Here is a 19,987-nt window from a genome sequence, read left to right on the forward strand (position 1 = left end):
ATTCGACTTGCTCGCGAAGGCGGAGTATCAGACGACATTTATATTGACTGACACTCCGCCTTCGCGAGCAAGCCCGCTCCCACAGGGGGATTTGCGCTGCTTAGGCGCGCAAGGTACGGGTCATGCGCAACGCCAGCAAACTGCCGCAGACAATCACGCCCGCCAGCAGATACAGCGCCGCATCGGTCGAGCCGGTGCTGTCCTTGACCCAACCCACCAGGTACGGGCTGAGGAAGCCGGCCATCTGTCCCATCGAGTTGATCAGCGCCAGGCCGCCAGCCGCGGCACCCGCACTGAGCAGGGCGGTCGGCACTGGCCAGAACATCGGCAGGCCGGTGAGGGCGCCCATGGTGGCGATGGTCAGGCCGAGAATCGCGATGGCCGGGTTGGCGGCGAAGTTCACCGCAATCAGCAGCCCCAGCGCCCCCATCAACATCGGCACCACCAAATGCCAGCGACGTTCCTGGCGCAGGTCCGCCGAACGGCCGACCATCAGCATGAACACCGCAGCCAGCAGGTACGGAATCGCACTGAGCCAGCCGATCACCAGGTTATCGCTGAAGCCCAGGTTCTTGATGATCGATGGCAGCCAGAAGTTGATCGCATAGACGCCACTCTGGATGCAGAAGTAGATCAGGCCGAAGGCCCAGATCGCGGGGTTCTTGAACACCGCCAGCAGCGAATCGGTCGTGGTTTTCGGCTTGTTCGCCAGATCTTCGGCGTGGTCGGCTTCCAGCACCGAACGCTCGAACGGGGTCAGCCACTTGGCGTTGGCGTAGCTGTCGCTGAGCAGGAAATAAGCCAGCGCACCGAGGATCACGGTGGGAATGCCTTGCAGCAGGAACATCCACTGCCAGCCGGCGAGACCGCCTTGCCCTGCGGCGAAGTGGTTGAGAATCCAGCCGGAGAACGGACTGCCGAGCAGGCCGGAGACCGGGATCGCCGACATGAACAAGGCCATGATGCGGCCACGGCGGAAGGTCGGGAACCACTGCGAGAGGTACAACACAACACCCGGGAAGAACCCGGCTTCGGCCGCGCCGGTGAACAGGCGCAGGGTATAGAACTCGGTCGGCGTGGTGACGAACAGCAGACAGGTCGACAGCGTGCCCCAGGTGATCATCATCAGCGCGATCCAGCGCCTTGGACCGAATCTGGTCAGGGCCAGGTTGCTTGGCACGCCGCACAGTACGTAGCCGATAAAGAAAATGCCGGCGCCGAGGCCGTACACGGTTTCGCTGAACTTCAGCGCGTCGAGCATCTGCAGTTTGGCAAACCCAACGTTCACCCGGTCGAGGTAGTTGAACAGGTAGCAGATGAAAATGAAGGGGATCAAGCGCAGGGTAATGCGCTTGTAGACGGCGTTTTTGTCGTCAGCGATGGCGTCGGACGCTACGGCGCTCTGTGTCATGGCGGCTCTCTCTTTATTATGATTTTTTGCGATGCAAAGGGTAACGTTGATCGCCCAGAGAGTCTCGACCACCCTCAGGGTGGCTGTCTTTGTGCCTGAGCACAGGGTTTGCCACCAAGGCCTGTGCGGGTGAACAACCCGTTCCATCACTGTCTTCAAGGATCACTTGCATGTTCGAACTCGATCACGACCTGGCCCAGGACATCGTCGACCGGGCGATGGCTATCCTGCCGTACAACGTCAACGTCATGGACAGCCAGGGCTTGATCCTGGGCAGTGGCGAGCCGGAGCGGGTCAACACCCGGCATGAAGGCGCGCAACTGGTCCTGGCCAATGGCCGGGTGGTGGAGATCGATGCGCAGACGGCGATTCATCTCAAGGGCGTGCAGCCGGGCATCAACCTGCCGCTGATGCTCGACCAGCGCCTGATCGGCGTACTGGGCATCACCGGCGAACCCGAGCAACTGCGCACTTACGCCGAACTGGTGCGCATGACCGCCGAAATGCTGGTGGGCCAGCGCAACCAGCAGGCCGAACAGCAATGGCGGCGCCAGCGCTGCGATGATCTGCTGGCGTTGTTGCTCAGCGAAGCCGGGGATTCTCCGCGACTGGTCGATGAAGCGGCGCAGCTGGGCCTCAAACCACAGATGACCCGGGTGCCGTACCTGTTCGAACTGGGCCTGGAACACGCGCCAGGGCAAACCGTCGAGGCACTCAGCGCCTGGTTGACCACCCGTTATCCCGACAGTTGGTGCGTGAGCTCGGCCAAGACCTCGTTGCTCTGGTGTCGGCCGGCGAGCCAGACGGTCGAGAACGAGCGCTTGCTGGACAAACTCGACGGCCTGGGCTGGAACATCCTGCGCATTGCCGTGGGTGGGCAGGCCGATGGACTTTCGGGCTTGCGCCGCTGCTATCGCCGGGTCGGTGACTTGCTGGCCTACGGGCGCGAGGTGTTGCCGCGCTCCCGATTGCTGACGCTGAACCGCTATCGGCTACCGGTGATGCTCTGGCGCCACCGCAACGACGACGCCCTCGACGAATTGCTCAATCCGCTGCGCAAGGTCATTGCCAAGGACAACAACGGCCAGTTGCTGGCAACCCTGCGCAGCTGGTGCGAACACGACGGCCAGAGCCAGGCCTGCGCCGATGCGTTGGGCATCCATCGCAACAGCCTGCGTTACCGGATGGAGCGGATTGCCGAACTGAGCGGGGTTGATCCGTTGCGACTGGACGGCATGCTGGCGTTGTATCTGGGTGTGCAACTGCTGCCCCAGACAGACACGAACCCCTGAACCATACACATTCCTTGTGGGAGCGGGCTTGCTCGCGAAGGCGGAGTATCAGCAACATCAATGTTGTTTGACCCACCGCTTTCGCGAGCAAGCCCGCTCCCACAGTTATTTGTGGTGGTGCACAGATTTGTGGACGATGCCGCTCCCGCCGGCTTTGTGGAAATGAACAATAATCCTCAACACCGCTTGTGCAGCGGACCGGCGTTATTGTTCATGGCGGCTGGCAGCATGTGGGCATTGGAACTGGAGAATTCCCATGAAAATCGTGATCGCCCCCGACTCGTTCAAGGACAGCCTCAGCGCTCAAGGCGTGGCCGATGCCATTGCATTGGGATTGGCGCAGGTCTGGCCTGATGCCCAACTGATCAAATGCCCGATGGCCGACGGCGGGGAAGGGACGGTCGAGTCGATCCTGGCCGCGTGCGAAGGCCAGCAGCGCCGCAGCCTGGTTCGCGGGCCACTGGGGGCCACGGTGGAAGCCGCCTGGGGCTGGTTGCCGCAGAGCCACACCGCGATCATCGAAATGGCCGAGGCCAGCGGTTTGCAATTGGTCCCGGTGGCGCAACGGGATGCGTGCATCAGCAGCACCTTCGGTACCGGGCAATTGATCCGCGCCGCGCTGGATGCCGGTGCGCAACGGGTGATCCTGGCGATTGGCGGCAGTGCGACCAACGACGGCGGTGCCGGTGCCATGCAGGCCTTGGGCGTGAAATTGCTCGACGCCCAGGGGCAGACGCTGTCACCGGGCGGCCTCGCCCTTGCGCAATTGGCCCGTGTCGACCTGAGCGAGATTGATCCGCGCCTGGCCCAGGTGCGCTTCGACATCGCCGCCGACGTCAACAACCCGCTGTGCGGCCCCCACGGCGCCTCGGCGATCTTCGGCCCGCAAAAAGGCGCCTCGACCGTGCAGGTCGAACAACTGGACCGTGCCCTGGGGCACTTTGCTGACCATTGCGCGATAGCCTTGAACAATGACGTGCGCGACGAGCCGGGCAGTGGCGCGGCGGGCGGTCTGGGGTTTGCCGCCAAGGCGTTCCTCGGTGCGCAATTCAAGGCGGGTGTTGAAGTGGTAGCCGAACTCGTGGGCTTGGCCGACGCCGTTGCCGGCGCCGATCTGGTGATCACCGGTGAAGGGCGTTTCGATGCGCAAACCCTGCGCGGCAAGACACCGTTTGGTGTGGCGCGGGTCGCCAGCCAGCATGGCGTGCCGGTCATCGTCATCGCCGGCACCCTGGGCGACGGTTATCAGGCGCTCTATGAGCATGGCATCGACGCTGCGTTTGCCCTGGCGAGCGGGCCGATGACCCTGGACCAGGCCTGTGCCGAGGCGCCGCGCTTGCTGCGTGAGCGGGCAACCGATATCGCTCGCGTCTGGCGGATGGCTGTCCGCTGCGGCTGAGGGTTTTTCACAAAAGCCCCGATGGCAGTTTTGGCGGTGGATTTGCACGCCATGGTGGCGCGTTTCGTGATTTGAGATAGGGTTGTGGCTGGGAGCACCCGCGCGACAGGAGACCGAGATGCGCTACTCAGCCTTGACCCAACGAATCGCCGGTGACGGAGCGGCGGCCTGGCAGATTCACGATCGAGCGCTGCAATTGCGCGAACAGGGCGTCGATGTCCTGCTGCTGTCAATTGGCGATCCCGATTTCGATACGCCGCAGCCCATCGTCCAGGCCGCCATCGCCAGCCTGTTGGCCGGTGATACGCACTATCCTGAAGTGCGCGGCAGTCGAGGGCTGCGTGACAGCATCGCCCGCCGGCACGGGCAACGCAGTGGTCAGGTGGTGGACGCCGAACACGTGATCGTCTTTCCGGGGGCGCAGTGTGCGGTGTATTCGGTGGCGCAATGCCTGCTCGATCCGGGCGATGAAGTGATTGTCGCCGAGCCGATGTATGTGACGTATGAGGGCGTGATCGGCGCTTGCGCGGCTACAGTGGTCCCGGTGCCAGTGTGCCCGCAGAACGGGTTTCGCGTTGACCCGGCGGATGTCGTGGCACGGATTACGCCAAAAACACGCGCCATCCTGCTCAACAGTCCGAACAATCCATCCGGTGCCAGTCTGTCGTTGCAGGTCTGGCAAGAGCTGGCGGCGCTGTGCATTCGCCACGATTTGTGGCTGATCAGCGATGAGGTCTACAGCGATCTGCTGTACGAGGGTGAGCACATCAGCCCGGCGAGTCTGCCGGGCATGGCCGAACGTACGGCGACGATCAACAGCCTGTCCAAGTCCCATGCCATGAGCGGCTGGCGAGTGGGTTGGGTGATCGGGCCCAAACCCATGGCCGGGCACCTGGTCAATTTGTCGCTGAGCATGTTGTTCGGCATTCCGGACTTCGTGCAGAACGCTGCGCAGTTGGCGCTGGACCGGGACCTGCCGGAAGTGGCCTCGATGCGCGAGGAGTATCGCCAGCGCCGAGACTTGGTGTGTGCAAGTCTGAGCCAGTGTCCGGGCCTCAGGCCGATTCGCCCGGATGGCGGGATGTTCGTGATGGTCGATGTAGGCCAGACCGGGTTGTCGGCCCAGCGCTTCGCCGAACGACTGCTGGAAGACTATGGCGTGTCGGTACTGGCCGGTGAAGCTTTCGGGCCGAGTGCGGCGGGGCATATCCGCATCGGGTTGGTGGTGGATCAGCTGAAGCTGGCTGATGCATGTCGGCGGATTGCCTTGTGTGCGACGGATTTGCTGGAGGTGCGGCGGGCCTGAGGTCGTTGTGTTGCATGTGCGGGCCCCATCGCTGGCAAGCTCGCTCCTACAGGAGTACGCACTCCAATGTGGGAGCGAGCCTGCTCGCGAAAGCTATCTGTAAAACATCTAATCCCTCAAGCCTTCCACGCTTGAGCATTGACTAAATTGGCCGGCCGCTCACCCGCCAGCGCCGCCAACAGGTTGTCCACCGCGCATCTGGCCATGGCCTCCCGTGTTTCATGGGTGGCCGAGCCGATGTGTGGTGTCGCCACCACGTTGTTCAACTGCAACAACGGCGAGTCCTGATTCAACGGTTCGCGTTCGAATACATCCAGCCCCGCCGCGCGAATCTGGCCTGCACGCAAGGCTTCGATCAGCGCTGCTTCGTCCACCACTTTACCCCGTGAAATATTGATGAAGATGGTCTCGGGACGCATCAGGGCGAACTGTTCTGCGCCGATCAGCCCTTCGGTTTCAGCGGTCAGCGGCAACGTAAGGCAAACGAAATCGGCCTGTTGCAACAGCTCCGGCAGGCTTCGATAGTGCGCATTGAACCGCTGTTCCACCGCCGGTTTCGGTGACTGGCTGTGATAAATCACCGGCATGCCAAACCCGAAATGCCCGCGCTGCGCGAGGGCCTCACCAATGCGCCCCATGCCAATGATGCCCAGGGTTTTACCGTGCACGTCGCTGCCGAAATGCGTGGGGCCGATGTTGCGGGTCCAATTGCCTTCGCGAATCATGTTTGCCAATTCCACTACGCGCCGGGCCGTTGCCAGGATCAGCGCGAAACCAGTGTCGGCGGTGGTTTCTGTCAATACATCCGGTGTGTTGCTGAGCAGGATGCGCCGCTCGGTCAGGTAGTCGATGTCGTAGTTATCGACACCCACCGAGACGCTGGCAATGGCTTGAAGGTTGGGTGCCAGATCGAGCAGTTCGGCATCCAGCTTCAGGCTGGCACCCAGCAAACCATGGGCGCGGGGCAGGGCATCGCGCAGTTTGGCCAGGCCCTGGGCATCAAGGTTTTCGATCAGCGTCACTTCGGTCTGCTCGTGCAGGCGAGCCATCAGCAGCGGCGAGAGTTTCTTGTACAGGACGACCTGCTTTTTCATCTTTGAGATCTCAACTTCAATTCAGGAATGTGCCGTGGCGGTGCGCGTTACTGTGGCCGTGGGTCGCTCCCGATCGCTGGCGCCGGGCTTGAGGCAAATGGTCAGCAACACCGAGAACATCAGCGCGCCGCTCATCAACAGGTACGAGGCGCCGGGCGAGCCGGTGGAACTGTTCAGGTAGCCGACCAGATAGGAACCACCAAAGGAACCGAGGGCGCCCATGCTGTTGATCAGCGCCATGGCGCCGCCCGCGACGTTGGCCGGGAGGATCTCCGGAATGATTGCGAAGAACGGTCCGTAAGGCGCGTACATGCAGGCGCCGGCAATCACCAGCAGGGTGTAGGACCACCAGAAGTGTTCGGCACCCAAGGCGTAGGAGCCATAGAAGGCAATCGAGGCAATCAGCAGTGGCGGCCAGACGAAACGTTTACGTTTTTGCAGTTTGTCCGAACCCCAGGACACCAGCAGCATGCCGATCACCGCCGCCAGGTACGGCAGCGCCGACAGCCAGCCGGCCTGGACCATGTCCATCTGCGCGCCGGCCTTGAGGATCGACGGCAGCCACAACACGAAGCCGTACACGCCAATGCTCCAGCAGAAAAACTGCAGGGCCAGGATGATCACTTTGGGTGAGCGGAACGCTTCGGCGTAGTTCTTTACGGCCTTGATGCCTACCTGTTCGGCGGCCAGTGCGCTTTCCAGGTCCTGTTTTTCCTGATCGTTGAGCCACTTGGCTTGTGATGGACGATCATCGGCCAGGCGCCACCAGATGAATGCCCACAACACCGCTGGCAAACCTTCGACGATGAACATCCAGCGCCAGCTGTAATGCTGCACCAGATAGCCCGAGACCACCGACATCCAGAGCATGGTCACCGGGTTGCCAAGGATCAGGAAGGTGTTGGCCCGCGAGCGTTCGGCGCGGGTGAACCAGTGGCACAGGTAGATCAGCATCGCCGGCATCACTGCGGCTTCGACCACGCCGAGCATGAAGCGGATGACGATCAGCCAGTAGGCATTGGAGACAATCCCGGTCAACGTCGCCAGGCTGCCCCAGAGGATCAGGCTGACGAAAATCAGCTTCTTCACACTGTGTTTCTGCGCGTAGATCGCGCCGGGTACCTGGAAGAAAAAGTAGCCGAGGAAGAACAGCGCGCCGAGCATCGACGACAGGCCTGGTGTGATCATCAGGTCTGCCGCCATGCCGGACGCGGCGGCGAACCCATAGTTGGCGCGATCCAGATACGCCAGGCTATAGGTGATGAACACGATGGGCATGATGTACCACCAGCGGCGGGTGGCGAGCGTTGCGGTTTTCATGGTGGTGCTCCTGAGCTTGTTGTTTTTGTCGCAGCAGGTAACGGTTTGAATCTTCAGTGACTGCACGGGCCTCTTCGCGAGCAAGCCCGCTCCCACAAGGGATCTAGGTTCGACACATATCCCCTGTGGGAGCGAGCTTGCTCGCGATGGCGGCCTCAAATTCGCTGACCATTTCGGATCGGGTCGGCAACCCCTCCATATCCCCCCGGCTCTGCACCGCCCGGCTGCCAATCCAGTTGGCGCGTTTCACGGCCTCGACAACGCTTTGGTTTTCCAACAGCGCGCTGATCATGCCGACGGCAAAACCATCGCCGGCACCCACCGTATCGACCACCGTTTGCACCGGTACGCCAGCCACGAAACCCTGATCAACATGTGTGCGGTAGTAAGCCCCGTGTGGGCCAAGCTTGATCGCCACGGCTTCGGCGCCCTGGTCAAGGTAGAAGGCGGCGATGTCGGCCGGGTCTTCGAAGCCGGTCAACAAGCGACCTTCGCTCAACCCTGGCAGCACCCAATGGGCGAGGGCGGCGAGGCGGTTGATCTCGGTGATCATTTGTCGTTCGCTGGCCCACAGGCTCGGGCGCAGGTTCGGGTCGAAGGACACACTGCGCCCGGCCTCGCGCATGCGGGTCATCAACTCGAACGACATCTGCCGCGCCGACTCCGACAGCGCCGGGGGAATGCCGGTGGCGTGCAGGTGTCGAGCCTTGAGCAATTCGGGCACGATCGAGTGCGGCGACAGGTGGCTGGCCGCCGAACCACGGCGGAAGTACTCGACCACCGGATCGCTGCCATCATCGGTGCGTGACTTGAGCTGAAAACCGGTCGGGTGGGCGGTGTCGATGTCGACGTGGCGGCAATCCAGGCCTTGTTTTTCCAGGGTGTCGACCACGAACCGGCCCAACGAATCGGCACCGACACGGCTCAGCCATGCCACGTTGAAGCCCAGTCGGGAAAGGCCAATGGCGACGTTGCTGTCAGCCCCGGCAATGCGTTTGTGGAAAGCGCCGACGCTGGCCAGGTCACCCGCCTGTTCGGCGACGAACATCGCCATGGTCTCGCCGAAGGACAGAATATCGATCTCAGACATGAACACTCTCCAGCTGCGATTGGCCGAGGTGGGCGAGGGCAGCGACGTGCTCGGTGGTCAGTTGCACCAGGTCATCGCCTTGCAGCGGATATTCCGCGGCTCGCATAACGCCGTGGGCCATGTGCCGCAGCAGGTGTTCCCACTGTTGAAAATCGCTGGCAGCGGGTGGGATGGCCACCAGTTTGCCGTCGGCGCGGCGGGTCACCGCTTTGCAGTGCACATAACCGACGTGACGCCCGAGCAAGCGCGCGGCGCTGGCGGCGGACTGGTCCTGCCAGTGCCAATTGCCGATATCGAAGGTCATCTTGATCGGCAGCTTGTGCTGCTCGACTTCCGCGAAAAAACGCTGGAAGGGTTCAATGCGGCCGCCGTGCAGGGTCTGGTCGTTTTCCACCAGCAACTGCACGGCGCTTTCGCCCAGCACACGGGCGAGGGTTTGCAGATCGCTGTTGTCGGTGAAATAGCCCAGCGACACCTTCAGCCATTTGGCGCCGAACGCCTGGGCACGTTGCAGGGCCGTGATCAGTTCGGGATTGGGTTTGGATTGCCCGGCCAGCCATAGCTCCATGGGCGACGAATACACGCTCTGCAGGCCTTCTGCTTGAGTGGCATCGGCCAGTTGAGCGGGGTCCTCGATGGTCAGTAATTCTTCGCGCCACTCAATGCGCGTGGCGCCGGCGGCGGCGAGAACCTCGATGAAGCTGCCCTGGCCGCGTTGACGCACGAGGTCGGCGCCGTAGCTGGAAAGGCTGATGGAAACGGCTGGTTTTTTCATTGTTTTTCTACCTCTGAAACCGGTTTCATTTTTGTTCAAAAAAATATCAACGCTACTGGGGGCTCTTCGCGAGCAGGCTCGCTCCCACGATGGGCCTGTATTCGCAAATCCACTGTGGGAGCGGGCTTGCCCGCGAAGAGGCCGGAACATTCACCGAGAATTTCCAAGGGTCGACCCTCTAACAATTAACCGCGCCGAAAAATCCAGCGTCCGCACCGCCCCGTCATCCCCGCGCAACCGCTTGAGCAGACAATCAAACGCACTGGCACCCATCTCGGTGGTCGGCTGCGCGAGGGCGGTAATGCCGCTGCCCACCAACGGGTACCAATCCAGGTCATCGAGGGCGATCAAGCCCACGTCATCGAACAGGTTGCACTTGAGTTCACGCAACGCATGGGTGCTGGCTAGCGCCGCAATCCCGTTCGCGCAAAACAGCGCCTTCGGGCCGGGGCCAGGCGTGTCGAAGAAGGTTTTCAGTTGTGCGGTCAGTTCGCTGCCGGTTTCGATGTGCGTGCCGCGAAGCGCCGGGCGTTGCTCGATTTGCGCCTTGAAGCTGCTGACCCGCTCGATCCGCGAACTGGTGCCATCAAACGGCTCGGTCACCAGCAATACATCGCAATAACCGCGCTCTTCAAGGTGGTCAAGGGCCATGTCGATGGCCTGCGGGTTGTTCAGCCCGACCATATCGCTTTCAAGGTGCTCCACCTTGCGATCCACCAGTACCAGGGGCATTTCCCGGTGCAGTTCGTGCAATTCGTCACGATGATGACCGAGGGTGTTCACGATCAGGCCTTCGATGTTGTACGAGCGCAGCAGGGCCAGGTGCTGGCGCTCTTGCTCGTCGTCGCGGTCGGTGTTGCACACCACCAGGCTATAGCCGTGCAGACGGCAGGCGGTTTCCACCCCGTGCATCACGGCAATCGAATAAGGGTTGCGGATATCGGCCACCAGCATGCCGATCAGGCGGGTGCGCCCGCGTTTCAGGCCGCGGGCCATCTGGTTCGGGCGATAGCCGAGTTCGGCAATTGCCTGTTCGATGCGCTGGGCAATGGCATCGGAGAGCAGGGCGCGATCATCGCCAATGAACCGCGAAACGCTGGCCTTGGAGACCTTGGCGTGTTCGGCCACGTCGAGCATGGTCACGCGGCTGCGCTGGGCGGCGGAGAAATCATTCACGGTCTGAAACCTTCTTATTGGATTTATAAGGTCGAGTGCTTCGTGAGATAGCACTGAAACCGGTTTCAGAAGACACCAAAAGCCAATTCGCCGTCAAGCCCCTAATGGTTGATTGTCGAACAATGACCGACTAGTGGCCGTCAGGCCAGCACACTCAACCAGGCCGAACCCAGCAGCAATAGCGCCATGCAGCGATTGAAGCGTTGCATGGCACGGGGTGAGCGCAACCAGCGGCTTGAACCGGCACCGAGCATCGCCCAGACCGCGAGACATGGCAGGGAAACCAGAAAAAACACCAGCGACAAGTACACCACCTGCACTGCGCGATGCTCACCACCCCCGGCGAATACGCTGACCACCGCCAGCGCCATCATCCAGGTTTTCGGATTGACCAGTTGCAGGCTGGCGGCGCCCATCCATCCGAGGCGCGCTTCGCTGTTGCGGGCGGCAATGGCCGTCGCCGGGGCACTGAAAATCTGCCAGGCCAGATAACTCAGCCACGCCACGCCGGCCCATTGCATGACGCTTTGCACGGCGGGCCATGTGGTCAGTGATGAACCGATGCCCGTGCCCACCAGTAACACAAGGGTCGCAGCGCTGGCACAGGCGCCGACGATGATCGGCACAGCCGCGACCCACCCGTATCGAGCACTGTTACTCAGAACCAGAATATTGGTCGGGCCGGGGGTGATCGAAGCCACAAAGGCAAACAGCAGGAAAGGCAGTAACGTCGGGAACGAGGGCAGCATCGCGGGCTAACTCCGGTGAGATCAGTGAAGTCGATCTTCACAATCCCGGGCTTATCTGTCTGGAAGATTTGAGCAGCGCTTGCGGTACAGCGCCGGCGTCAGGCCGTAGGCGCGCATGAACCAGCGCCCCAGATGGCTCTGGTCGGCAAAGCCCAGCGCCATCGCCACCGCCGCTGGTTGTTCGCCACGGGCCAGCAGGCGCCGGGCGGTTGCCAGGCGGAGTTGCACCAGATACGCGTGGGGTGCCATGCCATAGGCAGCCTTGAACGCGCGGGTCAGGCGGAAGCGGTCGACGCCGGTGACGGCTGCCAGTTGATCGAGGCCGATGTCGTATTGCACGTTGGCATGCAGGTATTCCCGGGCTTTCTGCGCCACCCGCGGCAGACGCGGGTCCTGGCCATCGCGGGCGCGCCAGTGCAAGTGGCTGGTCAGGCGTTCGAGCAAACCGTCGAGGGCGGTCTGGCGGACGATCTTCAGTTCACTGCGATGCAGGGTTTCAAACGCCAGGCTGGTGGCCTGGGCCAGGCGCGCATCGCTGGCCAGGGTGGCGGCGAAGCTCAGCTGGCTGTTGTCGGGGGCATGATCGAACACGGCGCTGAGTTCGCGCTGCAACCACTGCGGGTCGAGGTACAGCATGCGGTAGGTGAAACCGTCGGCGGTCGGCGCTTCACCGTCATGGATGTCACCGGGTTCGAGCAGAAACACCTTGCCCGGCGTGCTCTGGTGCCTGGTCCGTCGGCAATTGAATTGCTGGACCCCTTGCTCGGTGACGCCCACCAGATAGCTGTCATGCCAATGCGGGTCGTAGGCGTGGCCTTCGAAATGCGCACGCAGGGTCTCGATGCCGGTGTCGGCATCCTGGGCCAGGTCGATCCAGTTGTGAGACGTCATGCTGCACCTGTGGGACGGATTGCCGAACTATTTAACGCCCGCACCGAGGGCTATGCCTAGAACGTTTGTGCAGTCATCAGCCGAACAGTCCTGCGGCAATATTGATCGAGAACCCGAGAATGGCGGTGTTGAACAGAAAACCGATCAACGACTGCGCCAGCACGATTTTGCGCATGCCCTGGGTGGCGACGCCGACATCCGAGGTTTGCACCGCCACGCCGATGGTGAACGAGAAGTACAGGAAGTCCCAGTAGTCGGGGGTCGTCAGCCCTTCGGCAAAACGCAGTGCCGGCTCCTTGCCGTCCCAGATGTAATACAGCCGGGCGTAATGCAGGCTGAAGATGACCCCGATCAGCAACCATGAACCGATGACGGTCAGGGCGGTGAAGCCGTAATGCATCAGTTTGCGCGTGGTTTCCAGGTCTTTGCTGCCGGCCAGTTCGAAGGTGATCGTCGCTAGGCTGGCCAGTGCCGCAATGCACACCAGCGCCAGCACCAGCCCGGCGTTTTCGTCTTCGATTTCGGCGATGCGTTTCACGTCAGTCGCTTTCGAACGCACGGTGAGCCAGAGCATCAGCAGCAGGTAGATCCAGACGCCGGCATTCCAGCCGATGAGGATCTTGCCGATCGGCGAATCGGCCGGAACCAGAATGCCTACCGCGATGCCCAGCAGGATGGCGGCGGACAGGCGAGGGTGGGTGCGAGGCAGGAAGGACATGGAGGCTCAATGGTTCGGGGCTTTGCAATCACCTTAGCCCAGGTGACCCCAATCTTGAAATCACTGATATCCCCTTGTGGGAGCGGGCTTGCTCGCGAAGGCTGCTTAACATTCAACGTTGATGTTGGCTGGAAAATCGCTTTCGCGAGCAAGCCCGCTCCCACATTGGGACAGTGGTGTTGATCAGGTGTTTTTATGTCGCTTGCGCACCAGCTTCATCACCACCACAAAAAACACCGGCACGAACAGCACCGCCAAGGTCGCCGTGATCATCCCGCCGATCACCCCGGTGCCGATGGCCTGTTGGCTCGCCGAACTGGCGCCGGTCGCGATCGCCAGCGGCACCACGCCAAGGATGAACGCCAGGGAGGTCATGACAATCGGCCGCAACCGCAGGCGTGCCGCTTGCAGGGTGGCGTCGATCAGGTCGTGGCCTTCGTCGTACAGGCTCTTGGCGAACTCGATGATCAGGATCGCGTTCTTCGCCGACAGGCCGATGATGGTGATCAGCCCGACCTTGAAGAACACGTCGTTGGGCATCCCGCGCAAGGTCACGGCCAGCACCGCGCCGAGCACACCCAGCGGCACCACCAGCAGCACCGAGGTCGGGATCGACCAGCTCTCGTACAACGCCGCCAGGCACAGGAACACGATCAGCAGCGACAGCCCAAGCAGGATCGGCGCCTGACTGCCGGACAAACGTTCCTGCAACGACAACCCGGTCCATTCCTGGCCCAGGCCCGCCGGGCCTTGCGCCACCAGCCGCTCGATCTCGGCCATGGCCTCACCGGTGCTGTGGCCCGGGGTCGGTTCACCGGAAATGCTGATCGCCGGGTAGCCGTTGTAGCGGGTCAACTGCGCCGGGCCCTGAGTCCATTTGGCCTGCACAAAGGCCGACAAGGGCACCATTTTTTCTTGGGTGTTGCGCACGTGAATCTTCAGCAGGTCAGCCACTTGACTGCGTTGATCGCCTTCGGCCTGCACCACGACGCGCTGCATCCGCCCCTGATTGGGGAAGTCGTTGATGTAGGCCGAGCCCACGGCCGTGGACAGCACGTTGCCGACGTCGGCAAAGGACACACCCAGCGCGTTGGCCTGCTTGCGGTCGACCACCAGTTGTACCTGCGGTGCCTCGGCCAGGGCGCTTTCGCGCACGTTCATCAGGATCGGGCTTTTTTCGGCCGCCGCGAGTAACTCGGTGCGGGCCTCCATCAACCGCTCATGGCCGAGACCACCGCGATCCTGCAGGCGGAACTCGAATCCGCTGGACGTACCCAGGCCATCCACGGGCGGCGGCAGCACGGCAAAGGTCACCGCATCCTTGATCTGGCTGAGGGCGACGTTGGCCCGGTCGGCAATGGAAGCGGCCGAATCTTCGCTGCCGCGCTCGGACCAGTCTTTTAGCGTGCTGAACGCCAGCGCCGCATTCTGCCCGCTGCCGGAGAAGCTGAAACCCAGAATCACCACGCTGTCGCGTATGCCCGGTTCCCCGGCGTTGTGTGCTTCAACCTGCTCGGCCACCTGCACCGTGCGATTCTTGCTCGCACCCGGCGGCAACTGGATGTCGGTGATGGTGTAACCCTGGTCTTCCACCGGCAGGAACGAGGAGGGCAGGCGACTGAAGGCCAGGCCCAGACCGATCAGCAGCACGCCGTAGATCAGCAGGTAGCGCCCGGTACGTTTCAACGCATAGGCAACCCAGCCCTGATAACGGTCGGTCAGTTGCTCGAAGCGACGGTTGAACCAGCCGAAGAATCCGGACTTTTCATGGTGCTCGCCTTTGGCAATCGGTTTGAGCAACGTCGCGCACAGGGCCGGGGTCAAGGTCAGGGCGAGGAAGGCCGAGAACAGGATCGAGGTGGCCATCGACAGCGAGAACTGCTGGTAAATCACCCCGACCGAGCCCTGCATGAACGCCATCGGAATGAACACCGCGACCAGCACCAGGGTGATGCCGATGATGGCCCCGGTGATCTGCTGCATGGCCTTGCGCGTGGCTTCCTTGGGCGACAGGCCCTCGGTGGCCATGATGCGCTCGACGTTTTCCACCACCACGATGGCGTCGTCCACCAGAATGCCGATGGCCAGCACCATGCCGAACATGGTCAGCACGTTGATCGAAAATCCCAGCGCCAGCATCGTCGCAAAGGTGCCCATCAACGCCACCGGCACCACCAGGGTCGGAATCAGCGTGTAGCGGATGTTCTGCAGGAACAGGAACATCACCGCGAACACCAGCAGCATCGCCTCAAAGAGGGTGTAGACCACCTTGGTGATCGAGACCTTGACGAAAGGCGAGGTGTCGTACGGGATCGAGTACTCGACGTTCGCCGGGAAATAGCGCTTGAGTTCGTCCATCTTCGCCCGCACCAGGGTCGCGGTATTCAGCGCGTTGGCACCGGGCGACAGTTGCACGGCGACGGCGGTGGACGGTTTGCCGTTCAGTCGCGTGGAAAACTGGTATTCCTGGCTACCGATCTCGACCCGCGCCACATCGCTGATGCGCACGGTCGAGCCGTCTGGATTGGCCTTGAGGACGATGTCGGCAAACTCTTCGGGGGTCGACAACTGCCCTTTGACCAGAATGGTTGCGGTGATTTCCTGGGTGGTGCGGGTCGGCAGATCGCCGATGCTGCCCGCCGACACCTGGGCGTTTTGCGCGACGATGGCGGTGTTGACGTCCGCCGGCGTCAGGTTGAAGGCGAGCAGTTTCTGCGGGTCGATCCAGATCCGCATCGCCCGTTCGGCACCGTACAGCTGCGCCTTGCCGACGCCGTCCAGACGCTTGACCTCGTTCATCACGTTGCGCGCCAGGTAATCGCTGAGCGCCACGTCGTCGAGCTTGCCGTCGCTGGACGTCAGGGTGATCAGCAGCAAGAAGCCGGAGGAGACTTTCTCCACCTGCAAACCTTGCTGGATGACTGCTTGCGGCAAGCGTGACTCCACGGCTTTCAGGCGGTTCTGCACATCCACCTGGGCCAGTTCCGGGTTGGTGCCCGGCTGGAAAGTGGCCTTGACGGTGGCGCTGCCCAGGCTGCTCTGGGATTCGAAATACAACAGGTGATCGGCGCCGTTGAGCTCTTCCTCGATCAGGCTGACCACGCTCTCGTCCACGGTTTGCGCCGAAGCGCCCGGGTACACGGCGTAGATTTCGATTTGTGGCGGCGCAACATCCGGGTATTGCGCCACCGGCAGTTGCGGAATGGCCAGCGCACCGGCCAGCAGGATGAACAGGGCAACCACCCAGGCGAACACCGGGCGGTCGATAAAGAACTGCGGCATAAAAAAGCGTCCTGCTTACTGACCAGTTACCTGGGCAAGGGGAAGAGGGGTGTCGTCGATCTGCACTTTCTCGCCGGGGCGGGCGTGCTGCAGGCCCTCGATGACGATGCGGTCGCCGGCTTTCAGGCCGCCGGTGACGATCCAGCGATCGTTCTGCACAGCGCCCAGTTCGACCGGTTGCTGCCCGACTCGCTGTTCGGCGTCGAGCAGCAGCACCTGGGCGATGCCGGCGCTGTCGCGCTGGATGGCCCGTTGCGGCACGCTGATACCCTGCTGGTTGACCGCTTGTTCCAGGCGTACGCGCACGAAACTGCCGGGCAGCAAGTCGAGGTCGGGGTTGGGGAACTCACTGCGCAGGATGATCTGGCCGGTGCCCGGGTCGACGGTGATGTCGCTGAACAGCATCTTGCCCGGCAGCGGGTAGAGGCTGCCGTCATCCTGAATCAGCGTGGCCTTGGCCTGGTCCTGGCCGACCTGCTGCAACTGGCCGGAACGGAAGGCGCGGCGCAGTTCGTTGAGTTCGCGGGTGGACTGGGTCAGGTCGGCATGAATCGGGTTCAGTTGCTGAATCAGCGCCAGCGGCGTGGTTTCGTTCTGCCCGACCAGCGCGCCTTCGGTGACCAGCGCGCGACCGATACGCCCGGAAATCGGCGCGGTGACGGTGGCGTAACCGAGGTTCAAGCGGGCGCGTTCCACCGCAGCCTTGTTGCCGGCGACGTCGGCGGCGGTCTGCCGGGCGTTGGCCCGGGCGTTGTCGTAGTCCTGGCCGCTGATGGCCTTGTCGTCGATCAACCGGGCGTAGCGCTGTTCCTGCAACCTGGCCTGGAACGCGTTGGCTTCGGCCTTGCGCAACGCCGCTTCGGCGCTGTCCAGGTCAGCCTTGAATGGCGCCGGGTCGATGCGGAACAACACATCGCCCTGTTTCACGTCACTGCCTTCACGGAAGGTGCGCTGCAAGACCACGCCCGCCACGCGGGCACGCACTTCGGCCATGCGCGGTGCGGCAATCCGCCCGCTCAGTTCGCTGCTGATGGTCAGTGGCCGCGCTTCGATGGTTTCGATGCGAACCGTGGCCAGCGGCGCCTGTTCCTCGGCGTTCGAGGACTTGTCACACGCGCCCAGCGTCAACGCCAGTGCAATCAGGCTGAGCCTGGCAAGCAGATTCTTCGACATGTATTACCCCAATAAAGACCCCCAGCATCCTACTGGGCGACGGCGAGGGTAGCGGTGAAGTTTTGTTGGTGCTGTGTGAAATTGTGTAAGGGTTTTACTCAGGTGTGCGTCAGGGCGTATATCCTTCAGTCCTTGATTTCTATTGCGCCTGACAGATCGCTTTCGCGGGCAAGCCCGCTCCCACAGTGGTCGGTGGTGTTCATATCATTTGTGTTCACCTCAAATCCCTGTGGGAGCGGGCTTGCCCGCGAAGAGGCCGGAACAGACGCCAAAGCACTTTCTGGAAACACCCCATGCCCAACATCCTCCTGGTCGAAGACGACACCGCCCTCGCCGAACTGATTGCCAGCTACCTGGAACGCAACGGTTATTCCGTCAGCGTGATCGGTCGCGGTGACCATGTGCGCGAACGTGCGCGGCTCAATCCGCCGGACCTGGTGATCCTCGACCTGATGCTGCCCGGCCTCGACGGCTTGCAAGTCTGTCGCCTGCTGCGCGCCGATTCGGCGACCTTGCCGATCCTGATGCTCACCGCCCGCGACGACAGCCACGACCAGGTCCTGGGCCTGGAAATGGGTGCCGACGACTACGTCACCAAACCCTGCGAGCCGCGGGTGCTGCTGGCGCGGGTGCGGACCTTGTTGCGCCGCAGCAGCCTCAGCGAGCCGCAGACCGCCAAAGACCGCATTCTGATGGGCAACCTGTGCATCGATTTGTCCGAACGCACCGTGACCTGGCGCGAGCAATTGGTGGAACTGTCCAGCGGTGAGTACAACCTGCTGGTGGTGCTGGCCCGGCATGCCGGCGAAGTGTTGAGCCGCGACCAGATCCTGCAACGCCTGCGCGGCATCGAATTCAATGGCACCGACCGTTCGGTGGACGTGGCGATTTCCAAGCTGCGGCGCAAGTTCGACGACCACGCCGGCGAGGCGCGCAAGATCAAGACCGTGTGGGGCAAGGGTTACCTGTTCAGCCGCTCCGAGTGGGAATGCTGAGCCGATGTTCAGAATCCTCTTTCGTTTGTACCTGGTGACCATCGTCTCGTTCAGCGCCGCGATTTACCTGGTGCCGGATCTGGTGGTCAAGGTGTTCCAGGAGCGCTTTGTCACCTACAACCTCGATTACTCGCGAGGGCTGCAAACGCTGATCGTCAAACAGTTCCACGGGGTCCCGGCCGAACAGTGGCCGACCCTGGCCGCTGAAATGGACAAGGACTTCTCTCCTCTGCACATCATGCTCAGCAGCAATGACGACAGCAGCCTGACCCCTGATGAACAGCAGCGCTTGCGCCGCGGCGAGAACGTCGTGCGCGTGGGCGACTGGGGCTGGCGCACGCTGGCGGTCGCGCCGCTGAACGAGCGCACCGTGGTGCAAATGGTCGTGCCACCGGATCCGCTGGACGTCAACCTGTTGTACTGGAGCATCAACGTCCTGATCGGCGCGACCATGCTCGCGTGCCTGTTGCTGTGGCTGCGCCCGCACTGGCGTGATCTGGAGCGTCTCAAGGGCGCCGCCGAACGCTTTGGCAAGGGCCACTTGGGCGAGCGCACGCAAATCTCCCCGAGTTCCAACATCGGCAGCCTGGCCAGTGTGTTCGACACCATGGCCGGCGACATCGAGAACCTGCTCAACCAGCAGCGGGACTTGCTCAATGCGGTGTCCCACGAGTTGCGCACGCCGCTGACGCGCCTGGATTTCGGCCTGGCGCTGGCGCTGTCCGACGACTTGCCGGCGGCCAGCCGCGAGCGCCTGCAAAGCCTGGTGGCGCACATTCGGGAGCTCGATGAATTGGTGCTGGAGTTGCTGTCCTACAGTCGCCTGCAAAACCCGGCGCGGCTACCGGAGCAGGTCGAAGTGTCGCTGGATGAATTCATCGACAGTATTCTTGGCAGCGTCGACGAGGAAATGGAATCCCCGGAAATCGTTATCGACGTGCTGCTCCACGGCCAGTTAGAACGCTTCAGCCTGGACCCGCGCCTCACCGCCCGCGCCTTGCAAAATCTGCTGCGCAACGCCATGCGCTACTGCGAGAAGCGTATTCAGATCGGGGTGCAGGTCTATTCCGGCGGCTGTGAAATCTGGGTCGACGATGACGGCATCGGCATTCCGGACGACGAACGCGAGCGGATCTTCGAACCCTTCTACCGCCTCGACCGTAGCCGCGACCGCGCCACGGGTGGTTTCGGCCTGGGGCTGGCGATCAGCCGCCGCGCACTGGAGGCCCAGGGCGGCACGTTGACGGTGGAAGCCTCGCCGCTGGGCGGAGCACGGTTTCGCTTGTGGTTGCCGGCTTCGGCCTGATGCGCTGCGC

The 19,987-nt window shown here is 62.4% G+C and carries 16 protein-coding genes; 5 read left to right on the top strand and 11 right to left on the bottom strand.

All coding sequences use genetic code 11. The annotated features are described in order from the left end of the window. Positions 1 to 100 precede the first annotated feature (100 nt). Positions 101 to 1,411 carry an MFS transporter gene (locus tag AC3IT6_RS13500; RefSeq protein WP_150753539.1) on the bottom strand — a complete coding sequence of 437 codons (1,311 nt, stop codon included), beginning with the start codon at positions 1,409 to 1,411 and terminating at the stop codon, positions 101 to 103. A 170-nt stretch (positions 1,412 to 1,581) separates the two neighbouring features. On the opposite strand from AC3IT6_RS13500, the gene AC3IT6_RS13505 reads away from it, so the two are divergent. The 3 genes from AC3IT6_RS13505 to AC3IT6_RS13515 all read left to right on the top strand — a co-directional run bounded on the left by AC3IT6_RS13505 (position 1,582) and on the right by AC3IT6_RS13515 (position 5,408). Next, positions 1,582 to 2,703, top strand: a complete 1,122-nt coding sequence (locus AC3IT6_RS13505) for a sugar diacid recognition domain-containing protein (protein ID WP_489356170.1) — start codon at positions 1,582 to 1,584, stop codon at positions 2,701 to 2,703. A 256-nt stretch (positions 2,704 to 2,959) separates the two neighbouring features. After that, the gene (locus AC3IT6_RS13510) at positions 2,960 to 4,102 is read left to right on the top strand and encodes a glycerate kinase (RefSeq protein ID WP_489356172.1); all 1,143 of its coding nucleotides are present in this window, start codon (positions 2,960 to 2,962) and stop codon (positions 4,100 to 4,102) included. A gap of 118 nt (positions 4,103 to 4,220) precedes the next feature. Beyond that, positions 4,221 to 5,408 carry a pyridoxal phosphate-dependent aminotransferase gene (locus AC3IT6_RS13515; RefSeq protein ID WP_489356174.1) on the top strand — a complete coding sequence of 396 codons (1,188 nt, stop codon included), beginning with the start codon at positions 4,221 to 4,223 and terminating at the stop codon, positions 5,406 to 5,408. A 116-nt stretch (positions 5,409 to 5,524) separates the two neighbouring features. On the opposite strand, the gene AC3IT6_RS13520 is transcribed toward AC3IT6_RS13515, so the two are convergent. The 10 genes from AC3IT6_RS13520 to AC3IT6_RS13565 form a co-directional block, all read right to left on the bottom strand. Next, positions 5,525 to 6,502, bottom strand: a complete 978-nt coding sequence (locus tag AC3IT6_RS13520; RefSeq protein WP_151213601.1) for a 2-hydroxyacid dehydrogenase — start codon at positions 6,500 to 6,502, stop codon at positions 5,525 to 5,527. Between the two features lie 21 nt (positions 6,503 to 6,523). Next, the gene (locus tag AC3IT6_RS13525) at positions 6,524 to 7,822 is read right to left on the bottom strand and encodes an MFS transporter (protein ID WP_095053644.1); all 1,299 of its coding nucleotides are present in this window, start codon (positions 7,820 to 7,822) and stop codon (positions 6,524 to 6,526) included. Positions 7,823 to 7,925: 103 nt separating this feature from the next. Then, positions 7,926 to 8,912 (bottom strand): sugar kinase, encoded by a 987-nt coding sequence (locus AC3IT6_RS13530; RefSeq protein ID WP_489356177.1) that lies wholly within the window; start codon positions 8,910 to 8,912, stop codon positions 7,926 to 7,928. Further along, positions 8,905 to 9,687 (bottom strand): sugar phosphate isomerase/epimerase family protein, encoded by a 783-nt coding sequence (locus AC3IT6_RS13535; protein WP_489356179.1) that lies wholly within the window; start codon positions 9,685 to 9,687, stop codon positions 8,905 to 8,907. Before AC3IT6_RS13535 ends, AC3IT6_RS13530 begins: the two co-directional genes overlap by 8 nt. Positions 9,688 to 9,837: 150 nt before the next feature. Further along, positions 9,838 to 10,863, bottom strand: coding sequence for a LacI family DNA-binding transcriptional regulator (locus AC3IT6_RS13540; protein WP_489356181.1), 1,026 nt, complete (start codon positions 10,861 to 10,863; stop codon positions 9,838 to 9,840). 140 nt (positions 10,864 to 11,003) lie between these two features. Then, the gene (locus AC3IT6_RS13545) at positions 11,004 to 11,612 is read right to left on the bottom strand and encodes a LysE family translocator (RefSeq protein ID WP_489356183.1); all 609 of its coding nucleotides are present in this window, start codon (positions 11,610 to 11,612) and stop codon (positions 11,004 to 11,006) included. 51 nt (positions 11,613 to 11,663) lie between these two features. Further along, on the bottom strand, positions 11,664 to 12,503 hold the full coding sequence (locus tag AC3IT6_RS13550) for an AraC family transcriptional regulator (protein ID WP_489356185.1): 840 nt from the start codon (positions 12,501 to 12,503) through the stop codon (positions 11,664 to 11,666). A gap of 76 nt (positions 12,504 to 12,579) precedes the next feature. Then, complete coding sequence (locus AC3IT6_RS13555) at positions 12,580 to 13,221, bottom strand: DUF1345 domain-containing protein (RefSeq protein WP_489356187.1); 642 nt, start codon at positions 13,219 to 13,221, stop codon at positions 12,580 to 12,582. Positions 13,222 to 13,404: 183 nt separating this feature from the next. After that, a complete protein-coding gene (locus AC3IT6_RS13560) occupies positions 13,405 to 16,503 on the bottom strand; it encodes a multidrug efflux RND transporter permease subunit (RefSeq protein ID WP_489356189.1) in 3,099 nt (1,032 codons plus the stop codon). A gap of 15 nt (positions 16,504 to 16,518) precedes the next feature. After that, the gene (locus AC3IT6_RS13565) at positions 16,519 to 17,676 is read right to left on the bottom strand and encodes an efflux RND transporter periplasmic adaptor subunit (protein ID WP_489356191.1); all 1,158 of its coding nucleotides are present in this window, start codon (positions 17,674 to 17,676) and stop codon (positions 16,519 to 16,521) included. Between the two features lie 293 nt (positions 17,677 to 17,969). Between AC3IT6_RS13565 and AC3IT6_RS13570 the strand changes: the two genes are divergently transcribed. Together AC3IT6_RS13570 and AC3IT6_RS13575 are read left to right on the top strand one after the other, a co-directional pair. Next, positions 17,970 to 18,671, top strand: coding sequence for a response regulator (locus tag AC3IT6_RS13570; RefSeq protein ID WP_489356193.1), 702 nt, complete (start codon positions 17,970 to 17,972; stop codon positions 18,669 to 18,671). 4 nt (positions 18,672 to 18,675) lie between these two features. Next, complete coding sequence (locus AC3IT6_RS13575) at positions 18,676 to 19,977, top strand: ATP-binding protein (RefSeq protein WP_489356195.1); 1,302 nt, start codon at positions 18,676 to 18,678, stop codon at positions 19,975 to 19,977. Positions 19,978 to 19,987: the final 10 nt, after the last annotated feature.

The organism is Pseudomonas sp. KH_017, from assembly GCF_057840285.1.